The sequence below is a fragment of the Gemmiger sp. An194 genome (genome assembly GCF_002160145.1).
Taxonomy (GTDB): Bacteria; Bacillota; Clostridia; order Oscillospirales; family Ruminococcaceae; genus Allofournierella.
On sequence record NZ_NFKA01000003.1, the window covers coordinates 135086 to 151936 of the forward strand.

Sequence of the window (16851 nt, forward strand, 5' to 3'; positions counted from 1 at the left end):
AAAGCATTTTTTGCGGTGGCTCAGATCTTGCCGTATACCTTGCATACCAGACGCAGGCTCAGGTCGCCGAAATGCCCGGCGTTGCGGCGCATCACATCCACGGTGCTCAGCGGGCGGAAGTACTCCCCCTGCCGCTGCACCGCGGCCCGGGTGTATTCCAGATAGCTGCCCTCGTAGATGGTGAATCGTTCCAGCCGGTGCAGCAGCGACTGCACCTGAATGACCCGCAGCCCCAGGCAGCGGCTGACGAACTCCACGCAGGTAAAAGCCCCGGGCAGCGCCAGATGGAACCCAACCACGCTGGCCATGGCCCCGTATGTATTGTAGATGGTGCGGCCCGGCTGCGCCCGGCAGACCATGAGCATGTTGCGGGCGGCGTCGAACTGACGCTGGGTCACCGGCACCCGGCAGACCCGCACCCGGATATCGCCCTCGTCGCACAGACGGCCCGCATCCTCGGCCACAAAGCCGCCCGCCAGTGCGTTGTGCTTGTTGCGGCGGGCAAAGGAATAGCAGACCGCCAGATCCGGCTGCAGGCTGATGGACACATGGTTATAGCTGCTTTTGGTCACCGCCCGGATCATCCGGCCCATCCCGGTGTTAGTGTGGGAAAACATCACATACAAATCCGGCAAATCCCTTCGCCTCCTTTTTTGGTTATACCGCGCATTATCAATCCAGCCCGGCCTTCCGGTTTGCCAGGTACCCCGCGCCCATCAGGCCCGCCTGGTTGCCCAGCTGCGCCGGAATCAGGCGGCAGCCCCGGAAGCTGGGCTTCAGCAAAGCCTGAAGCCGTCCGTTCAGCTGCTGCTGGATGTATTCCTGTTTCATCACGCCACCGCCCAGCACCACCGCTTCGGGATCGAAGGCATGAATGAGCGACACCAGACCGTAGCTGATCTCGCTGATCCAGCCGTCCACCTCAGCCCGCACGTCCTGGTTCTCCAGCCGGGCGAAAATGGCGCGGTCGTCGGTAAGCTCCGGGAACCGGGCACTCACCCGTTTCACCAGTGCAGTGGTACTGGCGTAGCGCTCATAGCTGCCCGTACCCTGGCTGGCCGGGTCCACCGCTTCCGGGTGGGTAATAAGGCCGCCGAACTCCCCGGCGCTGCCCAAACCGCCCCGGTAGAGCTGACCATTCAAAAAGGCCGCTCCGCCAATGCCGGTGCCAAAGGTGAGCATCAGAAAATCCTTCATTCCTCTGGCCGCACCAAAAGCATATTCCCCCACAGCGGCGGCGTTCACGTCGTTTTCCACCGCCGCAGGCAGCTGCAGCTGCTGCTCCAGCAGCTGTTTCGGGTTCATGCCGGTATACCCGGGAATGTTGCAGGCAAACCGGATGCGGCCGGTCTGCGGCTCCACCTCACCGGCGGTGGAAATGCCCACACACTGTACGCCGGGCATTCCGCGCACAAGCCCCGCCACGGTTTCCAGCATTTTCTGCGCTCCGGCGGGTGCATTGGTGGGCGTCTCCTGCAAAGCGCTCAGCTGCCCGTTTTCCAGAACCGCCGTTTTGATATAAGTACCGCCGATGTCCACGCACGCTGTTTTCATTGAAAAAGCCTCCATTCATGCTCGGGTGCAAAAAGGTCTGTTTGAGGGCTATTATAGCAAACTCCGACGGAATTTGGAAGAGAAATGCGGTCTGATATAAAAAATGCGCCGCAAGCATTTGCAGCATGCGGCACACCTTACTTTTTCACGATTCACTCTTCCCTTCCAAAAATCGACAAGCCTCTGTGGAAGCTTTCTGCCGGGGCTCCCGCGAAAATTCGCAAAGTTTCGTGGGGAGAAGGAGGAATGGCGCAGCGGTATGAGAAAAGCCCGGTCTTTCGACCGGGCTTTTTGAATGGAGCGGAGTCCATCGGGCAGGGCGTGGCCCTGCCGGGGCCCCCGTGAAAGTTTGTAAAGCAAACTTTCACGGGGAAGTGAGGAGCGACGCAGGGATGAAGAAAGCCCCGGTCCTTCGACCGGGGCTTTTGCACGGACCGAAGTCCGCGACGAACTGGAGCTGGTGGACGGATTCGAACCCCCGACCTGCTGATTACAAATTGCACATTTTATCTTTTGCGCTTTTGGGTGCCGTTCAATATATCGCTGTACAGAGCCATTCTTCTTGTGCTGTCATTCCGTGCTGTGCTGCATTGCTTTGCAGAATAGTTGACCAAAAGTTGACCATCGCCAACAAAAACCCCGGCGGGGCACACATATTCCCGCCGGGGCATTTTAGCCTATTTCTGCATCTAGAATTCTGGTAAACGCTTCCCCCAGGGCATCCGCCGCCTTAGCATCAGAGGAGCGGATAAACCCGGCATATATGTTCGTGGTGGTGCTGACCTGTGCATGACCCAACCGCCCGGCCACAGTCGTGACCGGCACATGGGCCGCGATCAGCAAGGCGGCGTTTGAGTGGCGCAGGCTGTGAAAGCGCACCGGCTGCAAATCATGATCCCGCAGGAAGCGCGGGAACCAGCTTGTCACGCTGTTGGGGTCTATAGGCTGCCCGTCCCATTTGGTAAACAACAGGTCATTGTCCACCGTCTCACCCAAAATGCACACCTTTCGCGCCCACTTGGAGCCTATGCGCAACCGCTCCGACAACTGCCATTTCCTATAATCCCGCAAGAGCTGAACCGCGTTATCGTCTAGTTTTATAACGCGGCAACTCTTTTTTGTTTTAGGCGTGGAGAACAATAGCCCTTTGCCGTCCACCGGCTCCAGCGTCCGATTCACGGCCAGCAATCCGGCGGATAGGTCAATATCAGGCCACCGCAGGCCGCACAGTTCGCCCCGGCGGCAACCGGTAAACAAGGCAAGCTGCACAATCACGCTATACTGCGTGGGAGCATCGGGCAGAGCTGCCAACAGCTTTGCAATGCCGGATTCATCCAGATATTGCACATCTGGGGTCTCCACTTTGGGCGAATCTACGCGGGCGCAGGGGTTTTCTTGCATCAATTGCCACCGCACCGCCGTATTAAACACACTGGACAACAACCGGTGATAATGCCGCGCGCTGTTGCCTGACAGTTTTTCATCTTTCGAAACGTTTGTGAATGCTTTGGAGAACGGCACCCCGGCGGCCTGTGCGAGCTTTTGGGCCGTTTGCAAGTTGGTACGCTCCCCTGCCCATATCCGCGTTGCGGTGCTTTCTGCGATGCCTGCCGCCTGCACAAGGGCCTTGCGCTTCCCCTTTGGATATAAGGCGATAAAGGCAGGATTCGCCTTGTATTTGCCATCCAATCGGATACCAGACTTTTGCAGCTGGGCGTAAAACTGCATGATATGACCGGGCCGCAGTTTGTTTAGCTTGATATGTCCCAAAGCGGCAGAAATGCGCGGCACCAATTTGCGGTAGTCGCTGACCGTGTGGGGCTTTAGCTGTGGTTCTGCGTATTCCTTGAACCACTTTTCAAGCAGTTCGTCAACCGTCATCGAATCGGCCACAAGCCCGCCCTGCTGCACTTGGCGTTCAAATTCCATTGCCGCCTTCTGCACAGCCTTTTCAATCTGTCGGGCCGTCATGCCATCCGCCGGGCAATAGGTCATGCTCTTCAGGATCTTTTTGCCGCCCTGAGCCTCTCCGGCATATACGCGGATTCTGTAAGTGGTTTTGCCATCTTTAGTTATCCGTTTCTGAATGTTTGCCATTTGGTACACCAACCTTTTTGTGAGCATCCAATGATGCCGGATTTTCAGGTGTCCGTCTCTGGAAGGATTTTGCAGGCTCCTGCAACTCCAGCCGCCTTATTCTTTGCAATAAATAATTTAGGCTTTTTTGAACTTTTAACTCGCACACATCCGTAAGCGAAATTCTGAATTCATCCGTCGAAAGAGACAAACCTCCAACGTCCCCTTCATACTTTGAATGGTTAGTTGCAAGGCCTGATTCATGCGCCTGTTCTAGCGCCAATAAATATCTAGCCTGCATCCTAACTCCATAAGGAAGGGTTTCATCGTTAACCAAGTTAGCCAGCGCCCCTGCGCTATACAACCCTTTTTCAAAAGCATTGTAAACGGTCAGCGAATCTCTATACTCCGCCAAACAGTTGAGGATGCTATCATCCTCGTTAACTCCAACAAGATCCAGAATCATCATTTCAAGAATTTCCCGTGCAGGCTTCCAATCTTGTTGGCAATTTTGAAGCGCATATAATAAACGTATTGAATCTTCGCTAAGCCCGGAATATTTACAAGCAGATGCCATATTCCCGTCAGTAGATCTTATTGCGCCTTCGCGTTCTAGGAGCCAATCTATAGATACTTTGAAATACTCTCCTATTTCGCAGAGTGTTAGAGCATCTGGCAGGCTTTGGCCGTTCATATACAAACTGACTGTCTGCGGCCGTTTTCCTATAGCGTAAGCAAGTTGTTTTTGTGTCGTCTTGCTTTCCTCCATGATTTCGCGCAATCGTCTTGAAAACGGGTTGTTTTCCGTCTGATAGGCGAGTTCGGCTTTTCTTGGCATTTCATACCCTCCAAGTTAACAAAAGTTCGTTTCTGTTGATTTTTAAAAATCCACATTTCGGTATCATTGACTACGTTTTTATTGTCTAGTATAATGATACCACAAGAAAACCGAATCTTCAAGAATAATGAAAGGGTGTCTATATGGAAAAATTAAGCACAGATGCACTTGCCCGTCGAAGGGAATATATCCGAAACTGGCGAGCGAAAAACCGCGACAAAGTTCGTGAATACAACCTGCGTTATTGGGCGAAGCGAGTTGAGCGTGAAGCAAAAGCCGCCGGGCAGGAACAGAAAGAAGGTGAAGCAAACAATGGGTGAGACTGTTGCATTCCCCCGCATGGGAACCATAAAGGAAGCCGCCAGCGCCTCCGGGCTTGCTGTGTATCGTATCCGCCGCCTTGTTGCATCCGGCAAAATTCGTTACATACGGGCAGGCCGCCACATTTTGGTGAATATGGACAGTCTGGCCCGCTATCTGAATACAGGCGATCAGCCGGAGCCGATAAATCCCGGCGGCATGCAGAGGATCATAGAATGAACACGCAAGAAAAAAGGCCGTCAGGATGTTGCAGCATCCAGAACGGCCCGGCGGTGGGAAAATGCACTCCAGCACAGTTTCACCGCCCCTATTCTATCACGGAGAAAGGGGTAACGCAATAATGATTGAAATATCCAGCTTTTTGAAGCACGGTCAGGAAAATGCCACATCCGCCGATGCTCTGTGTGGCATGATAAACACCACGCCGCGAGGCTTGCGCCATTGCATCGCGATAGAACGCGCCGCCGGGGCCGAAATACTCTATATGCCCGGCGGGCAAGGCGGCTATTTCCTGCCTAGCCTCGACAAGGAGCAGGCCCAAAAGGAACGGGAAGCCTTTTACAATGTGATGAGGGCGCGGGCCATGTGTACGCTGAAGGCGCTGCAACCGGTAGCCCGTTCTTTGGGCGTTCCTGTCGGGCAGATGGAAATGGAGCTTTTAAACGATGGGGAAAAAGAGGAAAGTTGACCCCCCGTTTTGGGTCACTGGCAAAAGCGTCGGGAAATCCCCCGGCGGACAGCCGCTCCCTTTTGTCCAGATATATGCAGACCTAGCCCAATCCCCCGAGTTCATTGCTCTGACTCCCGGTGCAAGGTGGTGCTACATATCCATGACAATAGAGGCAAAGGGCGGGCGCTGCTTCGAGTTCACACGAAAAACCGCTGAACGTTATGGAATCCCACAAAGAACGCTTGTGAGAAACGTTAAAGAGCTTGTGATCGCCGGTTTTATTTCCTGCAACAGCGGGCGCACCACCAGAACCGCAAGCGAGTATGAATTTACTATCGGCTGGAAGCTAAAAAGCGCAAAATAAAAAGCCCTGATATGGCTATATATAAGATACTGTGCCAAAATGGCATAAGGGCGCAGCGGTGAAACATTGAACGCTTATGCCAAAATGGCACAAGATACGCAGAAAAAAGCCAGTTTTTGGGGCAATCTTATGCCAAAATGGCACAAGGCTTATGCCAAAATGGCACAGCCAAAATGCTTGTATGTCGAATTTTTTGCCACAAGTGGCAAAACGGCGAGGAAGCGGCGAAAAAAGGGGCTGTGCCCACTTCTGGGGATGGTATGGCAACAAGCTGCAACGATGGCCGTAGCCACTCGTGGTTATGATGGATTTTCCCATCTTGCTGGGAATCCTTCGACACTTGTGTCGAAGGATGTTCCCGCCCTTGTAACCGTGCATTTGTCCGATTGGGGCGTGGTACAGAAGTGTACCTTGCAGCCGTGCGCACTTGTGTGCATGACAAACAAGCCCTTTCCCCCACTTCTGGGGGAGCATCGCAACAAATTGCGATGGGGTAACCGCCGTGACTATGCCCACAAGTGGGTACGCTCTTCCCCGGCTCGTTGGGGAACCGTTGTAGCTAACTGCAAAGAGCTGATTCTTTGTGCAAAACGCCAGAACCAGACCATGCCACCGGCGCCGATCCGGCGCGCTGCGGCACTCCTGATTCAACAAAATGCACAAGACAGCCCCGGCGGCTAGATGATAAGGATCCCCCCCACCCGCGCACCGGCGGAAAAATCTAATTCCTACTGGCGTGGGTAACTTTTTCCATCTCTGAGCCTGAATTTAGCTAAGGGGGTACTGACACCGGGCAAGCTCTGCGTTTTCCAAAAAGCCATTATATGCGCGGAGAAGAAAATTCCCCTTCACCCGCCAGTCTACATAAGCCCCACCCCGCTTTTTGATAGGGGGGGCATAAAGCAAGCCGCCCAGCAATGGTTGAACGACCCGCCGGGCGGCTTTTTCTGTTCTTGAATGAGTTTAATTACACGATAACGCGCGCGGAGTTTCTACACACGATACGCGCGGGGGTTTGTGACATGCTGTGTGGCCTGCTATGCGCGCTGTGGGCGCTTTTCCCTCGTTTGAATATAGTTTGCCGCCTGCAATCAAAAAGCCGAAAACGGGGCATTTCTGCCGCTGCTACGGTACATCGACTAAAGCGACATGCTGGCTATCCTTCACAGTTTCGCCAAACTGCCCGGCGGATCAGAAAAAAACACCCCCCACCAGAGCCACATAGGCAATGGAGGGGGCATTCCTGCTTTTTGTTACTTCTCAGGGCCGGAGCTATCCCGCTCCATAGCCTCGTTTATGGCGCGCCCAACAAAAGCGTTGAGACTTTCGCCCATAGCCTCTGCATGGGCCTGTATTTCGGCTTTGCGGCCTTTTTTTACCACAATACGTAAACTATCGTAAGCCTTCGCATTGTACTTATTTTTAGCAGCCGTGCTAGGCTTCGCTTTGCTTTCTTCCATCTTTGATGCACCTCATTTAGTACAGCTTTTTTACTGTAATTAGTATACCACAAAGCGAATACTTGTACAAGTACAAAATTGCACATATATACTTGTACAAGTTTGTTCATTTCACCAATTGAATATACTTGTACAAGGTTGTATAATATAATCACAGCAAGGGAGCCGGAAAGGAGGCCGGCATGACAAGCAAGCAGTTTGAACAGCTTCCCAGAAGCAAACAGCTTGAACGGTTCGATAGATACAAAAAAGCGGCTACCTGCTCCAACAGATAACCGCATAGCAGAAACCACCTAGCACCAACTAAATAGGCTCCCTTGCTGCTTTCATTGTATCAGAACCGCACACGAAATGCAAGATGAACACCCAGCCGCCGGGCAGCCGAAAGCGCCCGCAAGCGGCGGCCCATATCCCTGTGAACCTACGGGCAATAGTCAGGAAGATGACCGCCGGGCGGCTCCACAATGAAAGGAAGTTTCCGCATGAAAAAGACTGAACTGCGCAAAGCAATGAATGAGTACCAGCAAATCGCCGCCCAGATTGCCCAGCTGGAGAAGCAAAAGGCTGCTGTGGCCGACCGGATCAAGGCCCACATGGATGCCGCCGGGGTGGATGAAATGCAGGTTGACGATGCCACAGCCCGCTACAAGGAAGTGACAAGCAACCGCTTTGATAGCAAGGCATTTGCAGCGGCCCACAAGCGCCTGTATGCCATGTTCTGCAAGCCCCAGACCGTCCGCCGGTTCACGATTGCATAAGGGAGGGCATTATGAACAAAGAAGCCATCGAACAAGCCATCGAGCTGCTGGCCCGCAGCGGTGCAGACCAGCGGCTCTTAGACCTTCTTTATATCCTGCGCAGGAACGATGCCGCTTTTACAGCAAGAGTCGCATCGTTTGCGCGAGGACTTGAAAAGTAAATCACAAGAAAGGGGGCGTATTATCATGGAAAGTAATTTGTTCAAACGCACAGTCGAATTTAAAGGGCAGGAAGCGGTGGACGCGGCCCGCATAATCGAGCGCAACATGGAAAACAAGGTTTTCATTCATAAGCTGCTAATATCCGCCATGTCGTTGGAAAGAGTATATATCCTTAAAAAGTAATGTGCCGCCCCGGTTATTCGCCGGGGCTTTTTTATTGGCATTATGACTTGTGATATTGTGAAGCTAAAGCAATAGGCCCCGGCGGGCACGTTTTTGGGAAAAAGTTGACCAAAAGTTGACCATTCTCTAAAAAATACGCCTCTTCGGAGTGCAAAAGAAAACCGCAGTACACAGGATTTTCCTTGTAGTACTGCGGTTTTTCCCTTTGGAGCTGGTGGACGGATTCGAACCCCCGACCTGCTGATTACAAATCAGCTGCACTACCAGCTGTGCTACACCAGCATATTCAGCAAGAAATATTATACCAAAAAAACTGCCCGCGTGCAAGACAGATTTTGCCGCCGGTCCCCTTTTCCTAGTTTCGGGGCCCGGCGGCAATGTTCATCTGTTTAAACGCGGCGGCTCAGTTTGCCGCAGCCAGCGCCTTCTGCAGCGCGCAGAAATCCTCCAGCGTCAGCTGTTCGGGGCGGGCGGTGGGGCTCAGTCCCGCCGCCTGGAGCGCGGCGGCCACCTTTGCCTTGGGCAGGCCCATGCCGTTGCTGATGGAGTTGGCCGCGGTCTTGCGCCGCTGGCCGAAGGCCGCCCGCACCAGCTTGAAGAAGCCCGCTTCGTCCTCCACCTGCACCGCGGGCTGCTCGCGCACCTGCAGCTGGATCACCGCACTGGTCACCTTCGGCGGCGGATAGAAGCTGCCGGGCTGCACCGTGAACAGCAGCCGGGGCTTCGCGTAGTAATCCACCGCGTAGCTGATGGCGCCCGCCTCACGGGTGCCCGGGGTGGCGGTAATGCGGTCCGCCGCCTCCTTCTGCACCATAACGGTGATGTGCTGGATGGGCAGTTTTTCCTCCAGCAGCCGCATCAGGATGGGGCTGGTGATGTAGTAGGGCAGGTTGGCGCACACAGCCACCGGCATTCCGGCAAATTTCTCCCGGATCAGCCCGGCCAGATCCACCTTCAGTACATCCTGCAGCAGGATCTCCACGTTATCAAATTCGGCCAGCGTTTCCGCCAGCAGGGGCGGCAGGCGCTGGTCCACCTCGATGGCCACCACCTTGTTCGCCCGCAGAGCCAGCTCCTTGGTGAGCACGCCCACGCCGGGGCCCACCTCGATCACGCCCCAGCTCTTGTCGATGCCCGCGACCTCCACGATCTTGGGGCAGATGCCGGGGTTCACGATGAAGTTCTGCCCGAACCCCTTGGACAGTGCAAAATCATACCGGGCACACAGGTCCCGGATGGTGGAAATATCCGTTAAATTGGGCATAGGGTCCCGCCTTTCTGTTTGTGTTGCGCCTGCCGGAGCCTTTGCCTGGGCAGACAGCAGCGCCCCGCAGCCCATTTAACGGGCCGCCGGAGCGCTGCGGGATCGTATTCAAAAGATTTATTCGCCGTCGGTGGCTTCGCTGGCCGGGGCCGCGGAATCCGCACCCTCGCTGGTGGCCTCGCCGCCCTCACCGGCGGATGCATCGCCGCTGGCGGCGCTGCTGGAGGTCTCACTGGAGGCAGCGGTGCCGCCGTTCATGGTCTGGGCCACACCCAGCGCCTTCTGCACCTGGGTATCCTCCTCCACGCTCACCAGAGTGGTGTCGCTGCCGTCAGCCTTGGCGGCCACCTCCACATCCACGGTCAGACCGGTGCCGTCAAAGCTGGTCTTGTCCGAGGTGAGCATCTTGGCGGTGGTGATGACCACGGCGCTGCCGTCGCTCATGCGGTGGGGCTCCGCCTGGATGGTGCCCTTGCCCGCAGTGGTGGTGCCCACCAGCTGTGCGCCGGAAAGCTGACGCAGGCTGGCTGCAAACAGCTCCGCCGTGCTGGCAGTGCCGTTGTTTACCAGAACCACCATGGGCAGATCCACATAGCTCTCGTCGCTGGAGCCCAGCAGGGTCTGCTCACCATTCTTATCCTCGGCGAATACGATATCCGCCTCGGACACCAGCTGATCGATGCAGTTCACTGCCACATCCAGCTGACCGCCCGCGTTGTCGCGCAGGTCAAAGACCAGGGCCTTGGCCCCCTGGTTCTGCAGCTCCTCCACCGCCTTGCTGAAGGTGCTCTGGGTGGTGCCGTCGAACCGGTAAATCTTGATATAGCCGTAGCTCTCACCCAGCATCTGGTATTCCACGCTGGGGATGGTGTAGCGGCTGCGGTTGATGGTATGGTCGGCGGTGGTGCCGTCCGGCGCCATATAGGTCACGGTGACCTCGGTGCCCGCTTCGCCCTGCAACTGGGCGGTCACGTTGGCAGCGGTCAGACCCTTCACCTCGGCTCCGTTGATGGCGGTAATGAAACCGCCCACCTGCAGGCCCAACTCCGAAGCGGGGCTGGAATCGTAGACCTTGGTGATGCGGGCGTAGCCCGAGGAATCCTTCACCACATCCACGCCGATGCCCATGATGTTGCCGTTCTGCACCTCCACCAGCTCGGCATACTGCTTCGCGGTGTAGTAGTTGGCGTTCTTGTCGCCAATGCCCAGCACATAGCCATAGGCCATCATGTCGTTCAGGGTAGCATCCTGGATGTCGCCGTAGTAGTTGGCGCGCACGTACTTGTCCAGCTCGGCGATTTTGCTGTACATGCTCTCCTTTTCCTTAACGGAAGGGATGGTGGCGTCGAACATCTGGCGTGCCAGAATCATGGTGATGGAAAAGGTCACCGTCATGGCGATGATGGCGATGGTCAGCGCCATGCTGATGGAAATTTTCTTGTTCATGGTCTTGCGTTTCCTCCGTGGCGTTTGCCGGTCAGATCAGATAGGCGATCTGGATCGCCATGGCGCTGAAGATGGTGAGCGCCATAAGCACGGCAAGCACCAGGCTCACGGCACGAACGAATTTTTTGTTGTCCTTCATGGGGCTCCTTTCCTGGTTAGAGGCGATCATTAGAACGCCACGTAGTTGCGGGGGTTCTGCTTCACGCCGTTGATGCGCACTTCGAAATGCAGATGGTTGCCGGTGGAGTTGCCGGTGGACCCCACATAGCCGATCACGTCGCCCTGCTTCACCGACTGGCCCACGCCCACGGCAATGCTGCTCATGTGGGCATACAGGGTGGTCACGCCGTCGCCGTTGTCCACCATGACCACGTTGCCGTAGCTCCAGTGGCCGGTGGTGGAGGAGATGACGCCGTCATGGGCGGCCTTGATGGGGGTGCCGTAGGGAGCGGCGATGTCCATGCCGCTGTGGCCGGTCTGAATCACGCCGTTGATGTTCTGAGTAGCGCCGAACTCGGTGGTCACCCGGCCGGCGATGTCCAGCGGCCAGCGGAAGCCCTCGGCACACACACCGCTGCCGGTGGACGCCTGACTGGCCACCCAGGCCTCGTACTGCTTTTCGGCCTCATCGGCCTTCTTCTGCATCTCGGCCACCACAGTCTCCTGGGCCTGAGCCGCGGCCTCCTTGTCGCTGATGGTCTTGTTCTGGGCCTGGATGTTGGCAGCCAACTGGTTCTCCTTGCTGTCCAGGGCGGCTTTGGCATCCTCCAGATCCGCCTTGGCTGCTTCCAGAGCGGCCTCCTCTTCCTCCAGCCGTGCCTTCTCGTCGTTCATCTCCTGCAGGATCTCGGTGTCCTTTTCGCTGATGCGCTGCAGGTTGTCGGAGTAGGTGAGCAGGTCGTACAGGCTCTGGGCGCTGGCCAGCACCGCCACGGCGCCGGTATCCTGCATCACCTGCATGGCCTGCATGCGCTCCTTGAAGTCCGCCCAGCGCTCGTCGATCACTGCCTGCTGATCCGCGATGGCCTGCTGCTGGATGGCGATCTCGCTGTTCTTCTGGTTGATCTGGTCGATGGTATCGTTGATCTGGCTGATGATGATGGTCTGCTGGTTTTCCAGACTCTTCTTCTGCTGCTCAGCCTTGTTCTTCTCGTTTTTGATCTGCTGGAGGACCTGCTCTTCCTTTTTCAGCTCCTGCTCGGCCTTCTCCCAGTCGGATTTATAGTCGGCGTTCACCGCCGCGCCGCCGCATGCGGCAGCCATGCAAAGGGCCAGCGCGCCGCACAGCGCCCGCCGCCAGGGTGCTCGAAGTTGCTTGCTCATGAGAATCGCTCCTTTTGCTGGCGCCCGCGGCCGGCCGGCCGCGGATCGCGGTTTATACGTGCAGGTATTTGCGGATGGAGGTGGCGGTGCCCACGCTGCCGATCAGGCTGCCGAAGGCCAAGAAAGCGATCAGCACCTTCCACCAGACCTGACCCATGCCCAGCAGCACGTCGTTCAAGATGGCGCCCCAGAAGGCGGGGAAATCCACGCTGTAGATGATCAGCAGCTGATAGCCGCCCAGTACGATGGCCGAGGAGATCACACCGGCGATCAGGCCCACGGCGATGCCCTCCACAAAGAAGGGCAGACGAATGAAGCCGTTGGTGGCGCCCACGTACTTCATAATGTTGATCTCCTTGCGGCGGGCGAACACGGTGAGTCGGATGGTATTGCTGATGACCACGATGCTCACGAAGCCCAGCACCACCACAAGGCCCACACTGATGACGGTGACCGCCTTGTGGATGTTCACCACCAGGTCAGACAGGCCGGTGGGCACGTTCACGTCCACCACGCCGGAGATGCTCTCCAGCTGGGGCACGATCTCCTCCATCTGGCCCACATCCTGCAGAACCACCTTGTAGTTGGCCAGGAAGGGGTTTTCCTCGCCCTCGAACACATCGAACAGCTCACCCTTGTCGCCCATGGATTCCCGCATCAGGTCCAGCGCTTCATCCTTGGAGACATAGTTCACTTCCTTCAGGCCGCTGATGGAGCGCAAAGCGCTGTCCACCGAGGCGAGACCCGTCTCGTCCAGGTTTTCGTCCAGATAGACGACCACCTCGTTCTGGCTGCGCAGATAGATCATCAGGCTGTTCATGTTGGCGGTGAACAAACCCGCCACACCGGTGATGATGAGGCATACGGTGAGCACGCCCACGCTGGCAAAGCTCATCAGCCGGTTGTTGATCATGTTGTGAAGGCCCTGACGGGCAAGGTATTTAAAGCTGGACCACTTCACAGGATCACCTCCCCTGCATCTTCTCCGGACTCCTGCCGGTTCAGGGAGTCGTCGATCACGTTGCCGTGGTCAATGGTGATGACCCGCTTGCTGAAGTGACGGGCCAGCTCATGCTCGTGGGTAACCACCACCACGGTGATGCCCACGCTGTTGATGGCGCTGAGCAGCTCCATCATCTCGATGCTCAGCTCCGGGTCGATGTTGCCGGTGGGCTCGTCGGCGATGATCAGCTGGGGGCTGTGCACCAGAGCACGGGCCAGCGCCACGCGCTGCTGCTCGCCGCCGGAAAGCTCATCCGGGTATTTGTCCATCTTTTCGGAAAGGCCCACCAGGCTGAACACGTAAGGCACCCGGCTGGCGATCTTCTTTTCGGGGATGTTGGTCACCCGCATGGCGAAAGCCACGTTCTCGTAGGCGGTCATGCTGGGAATGAGGCGGAAGTCCTGGAACACCACGCCCATGTTGCGGCGCAGATAGGGCACGTCCTTTTCCTTCATTCGGGTCAGGTCCTTGCCGTTCACAAACACCCGGCCGCTGGTGGCCTTTTCCTCCCGCAGGATCAGCTTGAGGAAGGTGGATTTGCCCGCGCCGGAATGGCCCAGAACAAACACGAACTCGCCTTTTTGGATGTGAAGGCTCACATTTTTCAGTGCGGTGTTGCCCCCGGGGTACACCTTGGAAACGCGGTCAAATACAATCATTTTTTCTCCCCATACGCCGCCCGGCTGCGGGCGGCATGGCCGCGGGTGCGGCCTGTTTTTCCTTTTTTGCTTGCTGTTTCGCTGTTACAAAACGAGGGCCGGCGCATTCGGCCGGCACCGCGGTGCGAAAATTGCACTGCGGCGCGGCATAGCGGCCGGCCCATGGGCAGACATCGCCGCCCGGCACAGGCCCTGGGGGCCTGCGCGCAATCAGTATTTTGCCGGGTTGGCGCTCAGATATTTCTTTACCATCAGTGCCACCTTGAACACGATGGCGTCGTCGAATTCCCGCAGGTCCAGACCGGTGAGCTTCTTGATCTTCTCCAGGCGGTACACCAGGGTGTTGCGGTGTACGAACAGGCCGCGGCTGGTCTCGGAAACGTTCAGATTGTTCTCGAAGAAGCGCTGGATGGTGAACAGGGTCTCATTGTCCAGGCTTTCGATGCTGCCCTGCTTGAACACCTCGCGCAGGAACATCTCGCACAGGGTGGTGGGCAGCTGGTAGATCAGGCGGGCGATGCCCAGATTGTCGTAGCTGATGATGGACTGCTCGGTGTCGAACACCTTGCCCACCTCCATGGCCACCTGGGCTTCCTTGAAGCTGGCGGCCAGGTCCTTCACGTTGGCGATGGGGGTACCGATGCCAACGGTGGCCTTGATGTAATGCTCGCCGGACAGGGTGTCCACGATGCTGGAGGCCAGCTTTTCCAGATCCTTCTGATCGATGCCCCGCTTGATCTCCTTCACCAGCACGGTGTCGGTCTCGCTGATGTTGAACACGAAGTCCTTCTGCTTGTCCGGGAACAGGCTGCTCACCACATCATAGGCGGAGATGTCGGTGCCGCTGGTCACGCGGATCAGGAACACCACCCGGGACACATCGGTGGCAAAGTGCAGCTCGCGGGCCTTGGCGTAGATATCGCCGGGCAGGATGTTATCCAGCACCACGTTCTTGATGAAGTTGGCCTTGTCGAACTTCTCGTCGTGGTACTGCTTGATGCTCTGCAGGCTGATGGCGAGCAGGCTGGCAAACTGAGCGGCAGTCTCGTCGGTGCCTTCCACATACACGGCGTAATCGTTGTGCTTGTTGGAGCTGAACTGATGGTAGCTGCAGCCGTCCTTGACGAAGCAGTCGCCGGCCAGGCGCTCGGCCACAAAGCCGTCCCGCACCTCGCCGATCATGTTCAGATCGGAACAGGAAATCACGGTGCCGGTCTCATCCACCACACCGACCACCCGATTGATGGCGTCCTTCATCTGGTAGACAACACCCTGAAACACTCTGTTTGCCATAATACGCTCCCCTTTTATTTGACGGTAATGTTTTCCACAATAAGCTTTGTGATATTTGAACAATTGCACAGGCTCTCTGTGTATATTTTACACAAGGGAATATACTTTTGCAACATATTTCAACGATTTTTTCTGCCATTTATTGTGTAATTTTGAATACCGGCCAAAAACCCGGGGTTCAGGCGCCCTTTTAGTCTACGACAAAATTGTGTAAGTTCTTTGAAAGAACTGCAAAAAAACGGCTTCACAAGGCCATTTTCAGGCATTTTCGCCGCCCGGGGCAAGACCGGGCGCAAGCTGGGCCAGCTCTTCGGCGGAAAGCTCCCGCCACTGGCCCGGGGCCAGCTCCGGGTCCAGCGAAAGGCCTCCGATGGCCTGCCGGTGCAGCTCGTTGACTCCCGCATCCAGCACGCCGAACATCCGCTTGATCTGGTGGTAGACCCCCTGCCGCAGCACCACGGTGGCGGCAAGCGGGTTCTCCGGGTCCGGGATGAGGCCCGCGGGCTGCATCCGCTCCCCATCCGCCAGGGTCACACCCTCCTCAAAGGCGGCCACCATGGCCGGGGTGACCGGGGTGTCCAGCTCCACCCGGTAGGTCTTGGGCACGTGGCGGCGGGGCGAAAGAATCGCGTGGGCGAAGGCCCCGTCGTCGGTGAGCAGCACAAAGCCGGTGCTGGTCTTGTCCAGCCGGCCCGCCGGGAACAGCTCCCGCCGGGGGAAGGCGCCTTCCAGCAGGTCCACCACGGTGCGATCCCGCTTGTCGGTGCTGGCGCTCACAACGCCCTTGGGCTTATTGAGCATAATGTACACGAACTGCTGGCAGCTGAGGGGCTTGCCCTCGGCGGTCACCGTCTCGGCACCGGACAGAGCGGTGTCGGCCTTTTTGCAGACCTTTCCATCCACCATGACCCGACCCCTGGTGATTAGGGTGCGGGCCGCGCTGCGGGGCAGCTGCAGGCTCTGGGCAACGAACTTGTCCAGCCGCATCTCAGTTCTCCTCCAGCAGACGGCCCTTGTTGGCCTTGCCCCGCAGCTGCTGGATGTCCAGCGCGAACATGACCACCGCGGACATGCCCTTCATGGTGCGCTCGTAGGCGGGGGTGTCCACATGGTCGGCGGAGTATTTTTCGCAGATGGCCCGCATGGCCGCCATCCGCTCGCTCTCCTCGGTGAGGATGCGCACCGGTCCCTGGGCGATGGCGCTGGCGTAGATTACCTCGAACCGCTCGGGCACGTTGTGGGCGTAGAGCACCGCCGTGAAGCTGGCCCGGCCGTCCCGGGTGATGTTCTCCAGCTTCTGGCCCCGCTTGGCCGAATGGAAGTAGAGGGTGTCGCCCTCCAGGGCAAAGGCCATGGGCGCGGCGTAGGGCCAGCCGTCCTCATTGATGGTGGCCAGCGTGCCGAAGCTCGCCTTGCGCAGCACCTCCTTTGCATCCTCCTCACTCAGTTTTCGATCGACCCGGCACAGCTCCCGCAT

Annotated in this window: 20 protein-coding genes and 1 tRNA gene; 7 read left to right on the forward strand and 14 right to left on the reverse strand. The window is 57.1% G+C overall.

What is annotated here, in order from left to right; genetic code table 11:
• Positions 1-20 precede the first annotated feature (20 nt).
• The 4 genes from B5F28_RS02935 to B5F28_RS02950 form a co-directional block, all read right to left on the reverse strand.
• A complete protein-coding gene (locus B5F28_RS02935; RefSeq protein ID WP_087293210.1) occupies positions 21-635 on the reverse strand; it encodes a hypothetical protein in 615 nt (204 codons plus the stop codon).
• Between the two features lie 37 nt (positions 636-672).
• Positions 673-1554, reverse strand: coding sequence for an ROK family protein (locus B5F28_RS02940; RefSeq protein WP_087293212.1), 882 nt, complete (start codon positions 1552-1554; stop codon positions 673-675).
• A 672-nt stretch (positions 1555-2226) separates the two neighbouring features.
• Positions 2227-3651 carry a site-specific integrase gene (locus tag B5F28_RS02945; protein ID WP_087293214.1) on the reverse strand — a complete coding sequence of 475 codons (1425 nt, stop codon included), beginning with the start codon at positions 3649-3651 and terminating at the stop codon, positions 2227-2229.
• Positions 3623-4468 carry a helix-turn-helix domain-containing protein gene (locus B5F28_RS02950; RefSeq protein WP_087293216.1) on the reverse strand — a complete coding sequence of 282 codons (846 nt, stop codon included), beginning with the start codon at positions 4466-4468 and terminating at the stop codon, positions 3623-3625. Before B5F28_RS02950 ends, B5F28_RS02945 begins: the two co-directional genes overlap by 29 nt.
• Positions 4469-4611: 143 nt before the next feature.
• Here B5F28_RS02950 and B5F28_RS14400 point away from each other — a divergent pair, with 143 nt between their 5' ends.
• The 4 genes from B5F28_RS14400 to B5F28_RS14405 all read left to right on the forward strand — a co-directional run bounded on the left by B5F28_RS14400 (position 4612) and on the right by B5F28_RS14405 (position 6504).
• On the forward strand, positions 4612-4788 hold the full coding sequence (locus B5F28_RS14400; protein WP_143424672.1) for a phosphatase: 177 nt from the start codon (positions 4612-4614) through the stop codon (positions 4786-4788).
• Entirely contained in the window at positions 4781-5008 is a 228-nt protein-coding gene (locus tag B5F28_RS02955) for a helix-turn-helix domain-containing protein (protein WP_087293218.1), read from the forward strand. The genes B5F28_RS14400 and B5F28_RS02955 overlap by 8 nt, the downstream gene beginning before the upstream one ends.
• Before the next feature lie 121 nt (positions 5009-5129).
• Entirely contained in the window at positions 5130-5477 is a 348-nt protein-coding gene (locus tag B5F28_RS02960) for a hypothetical protein (protein WP_087293220.1), read from the forward strand.
• Between the two features lie 412 nt (positions 5478-5889).
• Positions 5890-6504, forward strand: coding sequence for a hypothetical protein (locus B5F28_RS14405; RefSeq protein ID WP_143424673.1), 615 nt, complete (start codon positions 5890-5892; stop codon positions 6502-6504).
• Between the two features lie 572 nt (positions 6505-7076).
• On the opposite strand, the gene B5F28_RS02970 is transcribed toward B5F28_RS14405, so the two are convergent.
• Positions 7077-7283 carry a hypothetical protein gene (locus B5F28_RS02970; protein WP_087293224.1) on the reverse strand — a complete coding sequence of 69 codons (207 nt, stop codon included), beginning with the start codon at positions 7281-7283 and terminating at the stop codon, positions 7077-7079.
• Positions 7284-7765: 482 nt separating this feature from the next.
• On the opposite strand from B5F28_RS02970, the gene B5F28_RS02975 reads away from it, so the two are divergent.
• The 3 genes from B5F28_RS02975 to B5F28_RS14675 are packed head-to-tail and all read left to right on the forward strand — an operon-like array spanning position 7766 to position 8386.
• On the forward strand, positions 7766-8041 hold the full coding sequence (locus tag B5F28_RS02975) for a hypothetical protein (RefSeq protein ID WP_087293226.1): 276 nt from the start codon (positions 7766-7768) through the stop codon (positions 8039-8041).
• Between the two features lie 11 nt (positions 8042-8052).
• Positions 8053-8202 carry a hypothetical protein gene (locus B5F28_RS14670; RefSeq protein ID WP_158097498.1) on the forward strand — a complete coding sequence of 50 codons (150 nt, stop codon included), beginning with the start codon at positions 8053-8055 and terminating at the stop codon, positions 8200-8202.
• Between the two features lie 25 nt (positions 8203-8227).
• Positions 8228-8386, forward strand: coding sequence for a hypothetical protein (locus B5F28_RS14675; protein ID WP_158097499.1), 159 nt, complete (start codon positions 8228-8230; stop codon positions 8384-8386).
• A 206-nt stretch (positions 8387-8592) separates the two neighbouring features.
• On the opposite strand, the gene B5F28_RS02980 is transcribed toward B5F28_RS14675, so the two are convergent.
• The 9 genes from B5F28_RS02980 to B5F28_RS03020 form a co-directional block, all read right to left on the reverse strand.
• Positions 8593-8668, reverse strand: a tRNA-Thr gene (locus B5F28_RS02980).
• A gap of 121 nt (positions 8669-8789) precedes the next feature.
• Positions 8790-9650 carry a 16S rRNA (adenine(1518)-N(6)/adenine(1519)-N(6))-dimethyltransferase RsmA gene (gene rsmA / locus B5F28_RS02985; RefSeq protein WP_087293228.1) on the reverse strand — a complete coding sequence of 287 codons (861 nt, stop codon included), beginning with the start codon at positions 9648-9650 and terminating at the stop codon, positions 8790-8792.
• Positions 9651-9767: 117 nt separating this feature from the next.
• Complete coding sequence (locus tag B5F28_RS02990) at positions 9768-11096, reverse strand: S41 family peptidase (RefSeq protein WP_087293230.1); 1329 nt, start codon at positions 11094-11096, stop codon at positions 9768-9770.
• Between the two features lie 168 nt (positions 11097-11264).
• Positions 11265-12419, reverse strand: coding sequence for a murein hydrolase activator EnvC family protein (locus tag B5F28_RS02995; protein WP_087293232.1), 1155 nt, complete (start codon positions 12417-12419; stop codon positions 11265-11267).
• Between the two features lie 52 nt (positions 12420-12471).
• The gene (gene ftsX / locus B5F28_RS03000; protein WP_087293234.1) at positions 12472-13380 is read right to left on the reverse strand and encodes a permease-like cell division protein FtsX; all 909 of its coding nucleotides are present in this window, start codon (positions 13378-13380) and stop codon (positions 12472-12474) included.
• A complete protein-coding gene (ftsE, locus tag B5F28_RS03005; RefSeq protein ID WP_087293236.1) occupies positions 13377-14081 on the reverse strand; it encodes a cell division ATP-binding protein FtsE in 705 nt (234 codons plus the stop codon). Before ftsE ends, ftsX begins: the two co-directional genes overlap by 4 nt.
• A gap of 210 nt (positions 14082-14291) precedes the next feature.
• A complete protein-coding gene (locus B5F28_RS03010) occupies positions 14292-15374 on the reverse strand; it encodes a PucR family transcriptional regulator (protein WP_087183159.1) in 1083 nt (360 codons plus the stop codon).
• Between the two features lie 258 nt (positions 15375-15632).
• A complete protein-coding gene (locus B5F28_RS03015; protein WP_087293238.1) occupies positions 15633-16361 on the reverse strand; it encodes a pseudouridine synthase in 729 nt (242 codons plus the stop codon).
• Between the two features lies 1 nt (position 16362).
• On the reverse strand, positions 16363-16851 hold the full coding sequence (locus B5F28_RS03020; RefSeq protein WP_158097500.1) for a pyridoxamine 5'-phosphate oxidase family protein: 489 nt from the start codon (positions 16849-16851) through the stop codon (positions 16363-16365).